Genomic DNA, 9,841 nt, shown 5'->3' with positions numbered 1-9,841 from the left:
GTCGTTGCTGGACGAATGAAATGCCCCGGCCGCCAGTAGGTAGCCGGGGCATTTTTGCTTTAGGCGATTTGGTCGCTGCCAATAAATCTCATGAAGGCAAGCGCCGAAGCTCAAACGAAAAGCAATGAGAGGCCCAACTTAAGGCCGTGAAATTCCTTACCTTCGCCGCCAATCTACGGGAACATACCTCCGGGTCAGTACACTGGCTGCTTGAAACGAAGTTCACTCTCGTAGGAATTTCGAATGCGAAGAGAAACGCAACACCAATTGAGGCGCGCTTTCTCCGAACAAATGACCCGCTAGACCAATACTAACAAAGCAAAATTAAAAGATATGGCCGTCCTAGTACGCAAAGACTCAAACATCATCGTCCAGGGAATCACTGGTAAGGAAGGCGGTTTCCACGCCGGCCAGATGAAAGAATACGGTACCAATTTGGTAGGCGGTGTTACCCCAGGAAAAGGAGGCCAGGAAGCCGTCGGCGTTCCGGTCTTTAACTCCGTTAAGGAAGCAGTAGAGAAGGTGAACGCGGATGTCTCCGTGATTTTTGTTCCCCCCGCATTCGCTGGAGACGCCATCATGGAAGCAGCCGCTGCCGGCATTAAGGTCATCATTTGTATCACGGAGGGTATCCCCGTACAGGATATGGTGAAAGTGCGGTCATTCATCAATGATTACGATACGACGCTCATCGGCCCCAACTGCCCCGGCGTAATGACGCCTGGCGAAGCTAAGTGTGGCATTATGCCCGGCTTCATTCACAATCCCGGCCGGATTGGTATTGTATCTCGCTCCGGTACCCTTACTTACGAAGCGGTTGACCAAATCACCAAGGCCGGAATGGGCCAGAGTACCTGCATCGGAATCGGTGGAGACCCTATCATTGGTACGACTACTAAAGACGCGGTAAAACTCCTGATGGAGGACCCCGATACGGATGCCATCGTCATGATCGGTGAGATTGGTGGCACCATGGAAGCGGATGCGGCCCACTACATTAAAGAACACGGCACCAAACCCGTAGTCGGCTTTATCGCCGGCCAGACTGCGCCTAAGGGTCGTACCATGGGCCACGCCGGCGCCATCGTAGGTGGCCACGAGGACACGGCCGAAGCCAAGATGAAAATCATGGCGGAATGTGGCATCCACGTAGTCAAGTCACCAGCAGATATTGGTAAAACGATGGTGGCTGCGCTGAAAGGATAAAACTTAGTCTCTAGTCTATGGTCTGTAGTCCACAGTCTGTAGACTACGGACTACAGACTACAGACTGAAAATGTATATCATCCCCGCCATTGATCTGATCGATGGGAAATGCGTCCGCCTTTCTCAGGGCGATTATAGCCGTAAGACGGTATATAATGAGGACCCACTCGCTCAGGCCAAGGAGTTCGAGGCTGCCGGGCTGACGAAAATTCACGTAGTGGACCTTGACGGGGCCCGTGGAGGTGGGATCGTCAACCATAAAGTACTGGAGCGCATCGCTGGCCACACCAACCTGGAGATTGACTGGGGTGGGGGAATGAAATCCGACGAAGACCTGCGCATCGCCTTCGCTTCCGGTGCCCACCAAGTTACCGGTGGGACGATAGCGGTGAAGGACCCCGACGTGTTCATGGGTTGGATCGAACGCTACGGACCGGAGAAGATCATCCTTGGCTCAGACGCGAAAAATGGGAAGATCGCCGTATCCGGATGGGAGGAGAGTAGTGACCTGGGCGTTTATGATTTCATTCGCCACTACGTAGAGCAGGGCTTGCGCTACACTATTTGTACGGACGTCAGTAAAGACGGGATGCTCGCGGGTACTTCCGAAGCTATGTACCGGCAGATCATCGCCGAGAATCCTCGGGTTAACCTGATTGCTAGTGGAGGGGTAGCTACAACCGCGGACCTCGATGCCGTCCAGTCTCTTGGCTGCTACGGAGTTATCGTGGGCAAGGCCTTTTATGAGGGTCGTATTTCCCTCGAAGAATTGGTTGGCTACCAAGAATAAGCCGCAGTAGTTTTACCGGCAACCTCAGAACTCCAAATTGGTGTGATAAACGAACCAATTGCAGCGAAATCGGACTAATCCTGTTTCCGGCTCAGTTCTTTAAAATGGGTTTCGCCCGAAGCCAACCAGCCCAACTTTTATGCTTACTCTTTCCTACCCTGGTGGCCCGCTGAAGGGGCAAATTCAACTGACAGGATCTAAATCCATTGCCAACCGTGCGCTGATCATTCGGGCGCTCACGGAAGAGCATTTTCCCATTCATCGTTTAGCGGCGGCCGACGACACCGTGCGGCTGGAGCGACTACTAGCTAGCACTGACAAAGTGCTTGATGCTGGCCCGGCCGGTACGACCTTCCGTTTTTTAACGGGGTACCTCAGCCGCCGACCCGGCCACCAGGTACTGACGGGTAGCCAACGCATGAAGGAACGGCCAATCGGAATCCTGGTAGATGCCTTACGCACGTTGGGAGCGGAGATTGAATACACCGAAAATGAGAGTTACCCCCCTCTCCGTATTGGCCAGAGCAGACTCGATGCTACCCACGAACTGACCATTGCCGCCGATACGAGTAGCCAGTACATATCCAGTTTGTTGATGCTGGCGCCCACGTTGCCGAAAGGTCTTCGTCTTACTCTAGAGGGCGAGATCGTCAGCGTTCCCTACATCAAGATGACGCTGTCGTTGATGCAGTATTTTGGGGTAGCGCACGAATGGGAGGGGCAGACTATCGTGGTCCCCCCTCAAGCTTATCAAGCCAAGGAATTTACGGTGGAAGCTGATTGGTCTGCCGCCAGCTATTACTACAGCCTGGCCGCGCTGGCAACGGAGGGAGCGGACATCCAGGTAGACGGCTTATTCGCCGAGAGTGTGCAGGGAGATTCAGTGGTGGCTAAACTCTACGAACGTTTTGGCGTACAGTCCACCTTCAATAGTACCGGTGTACACATCACTAAGGCTGCTGGTACGCCCGCGCCGGAGTTCTTTGAGCAGGATTTCGTAGAGTGCCCGGACATTGCCCAAACCCTAATGGCCACCTGCGCGGGCCTGGGCGTGCAGGGATTGTACAGTGGTTTGCAGACGCTCTTCATCAAGGAGACCGATCGCGTTAAGGCCATGAAGACTGAAATGGGTAAGTTGGGAATTGCCCTTTACAAGATCCCGGCCAAGATGTCTGGAAAATCCGGTATCCAGTACTTCGGGCAGGAGGGGAAGGCCACCTTTACGGATACGCCACCCGAGTTTGCTACCTACCACGATCACCGGATGGCTATGGCTATGGCTCCACTGGCACTCCTGAGCCCACTCCGGATTGCCGACCCGGAAGTGGTGGGGAAGTCCTATCCTGATTTCTATACGGATCTGGAGAAGCTGGGGATCTTGAGTACGGCGGAGTAGTCCTAGCTGGACTTTAGCAGAATAGGGATCCTAAACCTTGAACGGACGTCTTTAGTCCTACTTGCCTACTTCCCCCGCACCTGCGGCAGCGCCCGCTTGAACGTTGGGAAGATTCGGTCAATGGCCGGGAAGAAAAGCTAATTGGTCGCCCTAGGGAGGCGCTGATATTTGCAGTATCACAAACGAAGTGATATTCATTTTATCAATCTCCAATTAATTTTTATACCATGGCTACTTTTCAAGTTCCCACCCGCGCAACCGTTTCTGAAGCTAATCAGGCGATTTTTGACAACCTGGAAAGCGGACTCGGTTTCGTCCCGAACCTCTACGCTACTTACGCCCACAGTAAGAACGCACTGGGTAATTACCTCGCCCTTTCCAACGCAAAAACCAGCCTGAAAGCTAAGGAGCGCGAAGCCGTGAACCTGGCCGTCAGCCAAGTCAATGAATGTGAATACTGTTTGGCTGCCCACACTGCGCTGGGCAAAATGAATGGGTTTACCGACGAACAGATCCTGGAACTCCGGGCCGGCCGGGCTTCCTTCGATGCAAAACTCGACGCATTGGTGGCCTTCTCCCGCGCCGTAACCATTAACCGCGGTAAGCCGACGGCGGACGTCACCGACGCCTTCCTGGCCGCTGGATTTACGCAGGAAAACCTGGTGGATACCATCGTTTTGATCGGCGACAAGACCATCTCCAACTACCTACACGGCGTAACGCAAGTACCCGTTGACTTCCCCGCCGCGCCAGCCCTGGAGGAAGTGTATGCGTAAGCTTTAGCGCTTATCTGCTTTTAAAAATAGCCACTCATCTCAGCGATGAGTGGCTATTTGCGTTGTGGGGTACGAGACTGACCACTTTACTTTTCAACCACCAGCTTATACTCCAGCAGCGCTTCGAAGTCGACGTACTCCAGTGCTTTCTCGTGGGTCGCTTCCAATTTAACGAAGGGCGCGTGGCCGGCGTCGTAAGCTTCCTTCCAGCGGAGGGCACAAAGGCACCAGCCATCGCCCGGGCGTAGGCCAGGGAATTGATATTCCGGACGCGGCGTCGAAAGGTCGTTGCCCCGGGATTTGGTGAAGGTGAGGAAGTCTTCCGTCATGATGGCGCATACGACGTGGCGGCCGCTGTCGGTGGGCCCCGTGTTGCAGATGCCGTCGCGGTAAAAGCCGGTCATGGGGTCCGTGCAGCAAGCGATGAGTGGGGTGCCGAGTACGTTTTTGGTCATGGTTGAGCGGTCTGTTGCAGGGTAAATAGGTAGGGAAAAATAGAGTTCCAAATAAACTCATCTTTATTGGGCGAAAGCTGTTCTGTAACCCATGGCGCAGCAAGACCAGAAAAAGAAGATCGATTTTGGCCTTTTCAAGCGGGTACTCAAACTGGCGTTGCCCTACAAGCGGATCGCAATCATTGCCGTTGTGCTGGCTATTCTGTTGGCTCCGCTTTCCATTGCCCGACCGCGCATTGTGCAGAAGATTGTAGACGACTACATTTTCGTGGGGGATATTGAAGGGATTACCTTTTGGGTAATGATTGTGTTTGTGGCGATCGTCCTTCAGGCCCTGTGCCGGTACGCCTTCATTTATAGTTCTAACTGGTTGGGGCAATCCATTATCCGTGACTTCAGGGTACGGGTGTTCCGGCACATCAACAACTTGCAGCTGGGGTATTTTGATAGGACGCCAATTGGAACTTCGACGACCCGGGCTATAAGTGACATCCAGAGCATCAACTCCATTTTTACCGAGGGAATCGTGACGATCATGGCGGATTTGCTGACGATTATCGCCGTCCTGATCATGATGATCATCACCAGTTGGAAGCTTACCCTGATCTGTTTGACGACGATGCCGTTTCTGATCGTAGCCTCCTACGTCTTTAAGGAAGCGGTGAAGAAATCTTACCAAAACGTACGAACGCAGATTCAAAAGATGAATGCCTTCCTGCAGGAGCGGATCAGCGGCATGCGCATCGTCCAGATCTTCAATGCGGAGCGGCAGGAACGAGCCTCTTTCGCCGCCATCAACAGCGAGTACCGCAAGGCGAACATCAACGCCATTTTTTACTACGCGGTCTTTTTTCCCGTGGTGGAGATCATTGTAGCTGCCTCCCTCGCCCTAATGGTATGGTGGGGGGCTCAGGACGTGGCCCGGGCTGGAGGCGTTACCCTGGGCGCACTGGTTGTGTTCCCGATCTATATTCAGCAGTTGTTCCGCCCGATCCGGGTGCTGGCGGATAAGTTTAACACCCTGCAAATGGGATTGATCGCCGCTGGCCGCGTGTTTGGGGTGCTGGACCGAACGGACGTCATCGAAAATAAAGGCACCCACGCCCCCGCGGAAGTTGCCGGGCGCGTCTCCTTCAACAACGTCTGGTTCGCTTACGTCGATGAGGACTGGATCCTCAAGGACCTTAGTTTTGAACTGGAGCCCGGTGAAACCCTCGCCATCGTCGGCAGCACCGGGTCAGGAAAGACCACCATCACGAACGTCGTGAACCGCTTCTACGAATTCCAAAAGGGCAGCATCGAGGTGGACGGCGTGGATATTCGCGACTACGAGCTTTACGCCCTCCGCAGTAAGATGGCCATGGTATTGCAGGACGTGTTCCTCTTCACGGGGACGGTGATGGACAACATCACGCTACGGGACCCAGAAATATCCCGCGAACAGGTTATTGACGCCGCAAAAATGATTGGTGCTCACGATTTTATCGACCGGCTGCCGGGTGGCTACGATTACGATGTCCAGGAGCGGGGCGCCACCCTGAGTATGGGGCAACGCCAACTCATCTCCTTCGTCCGGGCCCTCGTATTTGACCCCAACATCCTCATTTTGGACGAGGCTACTTCCAGCGTTGACCCGGAAACCGAAGGGGTTATCCAACACGCCATCGAAACCCTGATTGCACGCCGTACCAGCATCATCATCGCCCACCGCCTAAGCACCATCCGCAACGCGACCAACATCATGGTCCTGGAGAAGGGGGAAATCAGCGAGATCGGCCCCCACGAGGAATTGTTGCAGAACGAGAACGGTCGGTACCGGGAACTCTACGAGATGCAGTTTTTGGAAACGGCTGGGTAAGGTGATTTAAGCTTGAACTTTCTTAGGGTTTTGGGTCTGTAGGTTTTTCTTTGGGTAGATGACGTGATATAGTGCATGGGGCAGATGATGTGTCGCTGTACGTTGTAGCAACCTTTGATGATCTTTTCCACATTACGGGGCACACCAGCAACGATATGACGCTGAGTCTAAAGTTTAGCCCAGATCAGCTCGATGAATTAGCTATATTTGATATTAATGGGCGTTTGATTAACCAATTTTGTATTGCAGGTCTATCCAGTACTTATCGTCTCTCTGGATTCAACATGCCAGTAGAAATCTATTTAGTGGCTTCCAAACTTAAAGATGGAAGCCGTGTCGCCGGTAAAGTTCTTGTACGATGAAATACAATATTTGGTTCACGCTCTTATTCAGCCTACTATTTTATGGCTGCCCTTCTTCCGATGACGATATGGGTTCAGGTTTAACGGGCAACGAATGTCAGTCGGATAGCTGCGAGGGCCTCGCTATTTGCGACGATGGTTTTTGCCAGTGCCCTCCGGGTGTACTGGAAGTTGCACCAAAATTTTGTCTGCAGTCCTGGAATAAACCCACCTTCATTACCTACGATCAGTATAATAATCTCATCGATACGTTGGTTATCGAGTTTGAAGTTGAACCCTTTTCCCACACCTGGAAGGATGGAGATAATTACTACCGGTCAGTAGACGGAAGAATGTACAACCGTGACCCATGGGTTATTGGTCAGCTACCACACTTCGTAGCCATCCTGCCTTACCCCGGTGACCCGAATATACCCGTTGATACCATTATTATTCCGGAGATAATTGATAAGCCGACTCGCACTTCAACCCGTTATTATTATTACCCTAAGTATTCCTGCCGAAAAAATTTCGTCGGCGCTTTTACCGATAGGAATACTATCGAGGGGAACATCTATATTTATTTCTGTCAAGATAATGGAACCGACGAGGGCATCCTTCCGGATTCCCTCCTGCCAGCGGGGTTGCAAGAGGAAATCAGCAGAACGTACCCGGTTACGTTCAAGCGAATATTGTGATACCCAATGAGGTGTCTAATCGAATATCAGCTGAATGAAGAGGCGTATCGGAGGCCTGCGGGCTACACAGTTAACTACTTCACCGTATTACCAGTGTTGCCAACCACCGCCTAAGCACCATCCGCAACGCGACCAACATCATGGTCCTGGAGAAGGGAGAGATCAGCGAGATCGGCCCCCACGAGGAGCTGCTGCAGAACGAGAACGGTCGGTACAAGGAGCTCTACGAGATGCAGTTCCTGGAAACGGCCTGATAAGTCCCCACACCGCTTCATGGCGGGGTTATCTGAACAAGATGCCGCGTTCCACGGTACAGTGAGGGATTGTTTACCAGGACGACCAGCACTATGACGAACCCCTTCAAATTCGACTTCTCCAACATTAAAGGTGACTTCATTGGTGGCCTCACCGCCGGTATCGTTGCCCTCCCGCTCGCCCTGGCGTTTGGTGACCAAACCGCGCTGGGCCCCATGTCCGGCCTATACGGTGCCATCGCCATTGCCATCCTCGCAGCCTTGTTTGGCGGGACGGCCACGCAAGTCTCCGGGCCAACGGCACCAATGACGGTAGTTTCAGCTTCCGTGATCTCCAATGCCCTCCTGGAAACCGGAGCGGAAACGGTAGCGGAAGCCGTCCCCTTGATCCTGGCTACCTTCTTCATCGCCGGCGCGCTCGAAGTGGTCTTTGGCATCATCAAGCTGGGGCGGTACATCAAGTACATTCCCTATCCCGTCGTGTCCGGATTTATGTCGGGCATCGGCATCATCATCATCCTGACGCAGATCTTTCCCATCTTAGGTTACGACGCGGGGGCGGATACCGAGCTTGTTACCGCCCAACTTCCCCTGGCGGAAGAACAGATCCTTGAAGGCATCATCCGGGAGGAAGCACAGGAAGGGGTGCTAAAGGGTACCATGGATGGCAACGTCATCACCGAAACCAGCCGTCGCTTCACGGCCGTAGAGAATTCGGAGATTCAGGAAAGAGCGCAGAACCTTGCCCGGCGGGAATCCAAAAGCACCACGGGTGTATTTACGTTGTTTACCCGTCCTTTCTCCATACCGAATGGCATAAATTGGGTCAATTTCCTGCTGGCAGCCGCCACCATTATTATCATCTATGGCTTTAAACGCATCACGAAAGCCGTTCCCTCCAGCCTCGTCGCCTTGGTGGTGCTGACCATCGTAGCGTTCTTCTTCATTGAGCCCGGTACGGTACCCATCATCGGTTCGGTGCAGCAAGGGTTGCCGCCAATCAACATTAGCTTCTTTGCAGCCATGCTGGATTTCGGCAATACCGGCCTCATCCTCAAGTTCGCCGCAACGCTGGCGGCACTGGGGGCGATTGATTCACTGCTTACCTCCGTCGTAGCGGACAACATTACCAAGACGCGCCACGACCCTAACCAGGAATTAATTGGCCAGGGAATCGGCAACATGGGCGCGGCCTTTATCGGTGGCCTGCCCGGCGCCGGCGCAACCGTCCGGACGGTCATCAACGTAGAGAGTGGTGGGCGGACCAAGATCTCTGGAATGATCGCCGGCGTTTTCCTGCTGGCCGTACTCCTTGGTCTGAGTGGAATTGTGCAATACATTCCAAAGGCCGTCCTGGCGGGTATCCTGCTGGCAGTCGGTATTGGCATCATCGATTACAAAGGTTTCCGCCACCTGAAATCCGTCCCTCGCGGGGATGCCGCCGTCATGATCGTCGTCCTGTTGCTGACGGTCTTCATCGGCCTGCTGGAGGCCGTTGCGGTGGGCATGGTCATGGCCACGTTGCTGTACATGAAGAAGTCCGCGGATACTGTGGAGGCTGGCGCCCGGTCGGAGTCCATTAAAGCCTTCGCGAATGAGGAATCCTGGGAGGATGAAGGGGACCTCATCGAGCGCGTCGGCGACCGGGTATTCATCAAGCACCTCGACGGCCCCCTGTTCTTCGGTTTCGTCTCTTCCTTTCAAACGATCATCCAGAGTTTGCCCGATTTGGACGTGGTGGTCATCCGCATGGGCCGCGTGCCCTACATCGATCAATCCGGCCTGTACGCCATGGAGGACGCCATTCTTGATCTCCAGAAACGGGGCGTGGCCGTTGTTTTCGTGGGCATGAACGAGCAGGTGCGCAGTATGATGGAGCGCATCAACCTTGTCCCCGGGCTCGTGTCCGACCAGTACATCTTCCGCGATTTCAAGAATTGCCGTAAGTGGCTCAGCGAACGTTTGGAGGAGGGTAACCTCAGTGGCGTCAGCGACGATCAGCAGGCCGGCCCACCACGGATCAGCGACAATATTGACGAGGCCTGATCGGTCCAATATCCAGTTCTT

General features: G+C 53.7%; 8 protein-coding genes. 7 read left to right on the top strand and 1 reads right to left on the bottom strand.

What is annotated here, in order from left to right; all coding sequences use genetic code 11:
• Positions 1-333: 333 nt before the first annotated feature.
• The 4 genes from sucD to A3850_RS03155 all read left to right on the top strand — a co-directional run bounded on the left by sucD (position 334) and on the right by A3850_RS03155 (position 4,168).
• Positions 334-1,206, top strand: a complete 873-nt coding sequence (gene sucD, locus A3850_RS03170; RefSeq protein WP_068214124.1) for a succinate--CoA ligase subunit alpha — start codon at positions 334-336, stop codon at positions 1,204-1,206.
• 70 nt (positions 1,207-1,276) lie between these two features.
• Positions 1,277-1,996, top strand: a complete 720-nt coding sequence (hisA, locus tag A3850_RS03165) for a 1-(5-phosphoribosyl)-5-[(5-phosphoribosylamino)methylideneamino]imidazole-4-carboxamide isomerase (protein ID WP_068214123.1) — start codon at positions 1,277-1,279, stop codon at positions 1,994-1,996.
• A 139-nt stretch (positions 1,997-2,135) separates the two neighbouring features.
• Positions 2,136-3,392, top strand: coding sequence for a 3-phosphoshikimate 1-carboxyvinyltransferase (locus A3850_RS03160; protein ID WP_068214121.1), 1,257 nt, complete (start codon positions 2,136-2,138; stop codon positions 3,390-3,392).
• A gap of 227 nt (positions 3,393-3,619) precedes the next feature.
• The gene (locus A3850_RS03155) at positions 3,620-4,168 is read left to right on the top strand and encodes a carboxymuconolactone decarboxylase family protein (protein ID WP_068214120.1); all 549 of its coding nucleotides are present in this window, start codon (positions 3,620-3,622) and stop codon (positions 4,166-4,168) included.
• 86 nt (positions 4,169-4,254) lie between these two features.
• Here the strand turns inward: A3850_RS03155 and A3850_RS03150 are convergent, their stop codons facing one another.
• The gene (locus A3850_RS03150; RefSeq protein WP_068214118.1) at positions 4,255-4,623 is read right to left on the bottom strand and encodes a DUF2237 family protein; all 369 of its coding nucleotides are present in this window, start codon (positions 4,621-4,623) and stop codon (positions 4,255-4,257) included.
• A 91-nt stretch (positions 4,624-4,714) separates the two neighbouring features.
• On the opposite strand from A3850_RS03150, the gene A3850_RS03145 reads away from it, so the two are divergent.
• The 3 genes from A3850_RS03145 to A3850_RS03130 all read left to right on the top strand — a co-directional run bounded on the left by A3850_RS03145 (position 4,715) and on the right by A3850_RS03130 (position 9,820).
• On the top strand, positions 4,715-6,481 hold the full coding sequence (locus tag A3850_RS03145) for an ABC transporter ATP-binding protein (protein ID WP_068214116.1): 1,767 nt from the start codon (positions 4,715-4,717) through the stop codon (positions 6,479-6,481).
• Positions 6,482-6,839: 358 nt separating this feature from the next.
• The gene (locus tag A3850_RS03135) at positions 6,840-7,520 is read left to right on the top strand and encodes an EB domain-containing protein (RefSeq protein WP_068214112.1); all 681 of its coding nucleotides are present in this window, start codon (positions 6,840-6,842) and stop codon (positions 7,518-7,520) included.
• A gap of 347 nt (positions 7,521-7,867) precedes the next feature.
• Positions 7,868-9,820, top strand: coding sequence for a SulP family inorganic anion transporter (locus tag A3850_RS03130; protein WP_068214110.1), 1,953 nt, complete (start codon positions 7,868-7,870; stop codon positions 9,818-9,820).
• The last annotated feature ends 21 nt before the right edge of the window (positions 9,821-9,841 follow it).

Origin of the sequence: Lewinella sp. 4G2 (assembly GCF_001625015.1) — a bacterium.
GTDB lineage: Bacteria > Bacteroidota > Bacteroidia > Chitinophagales > Saprospiraceae > Neolewinella.
Note: the sequence above shows the minus strand (reverse complement) of the source record. Positions and strands in the feature narration are given on the sequence as shown.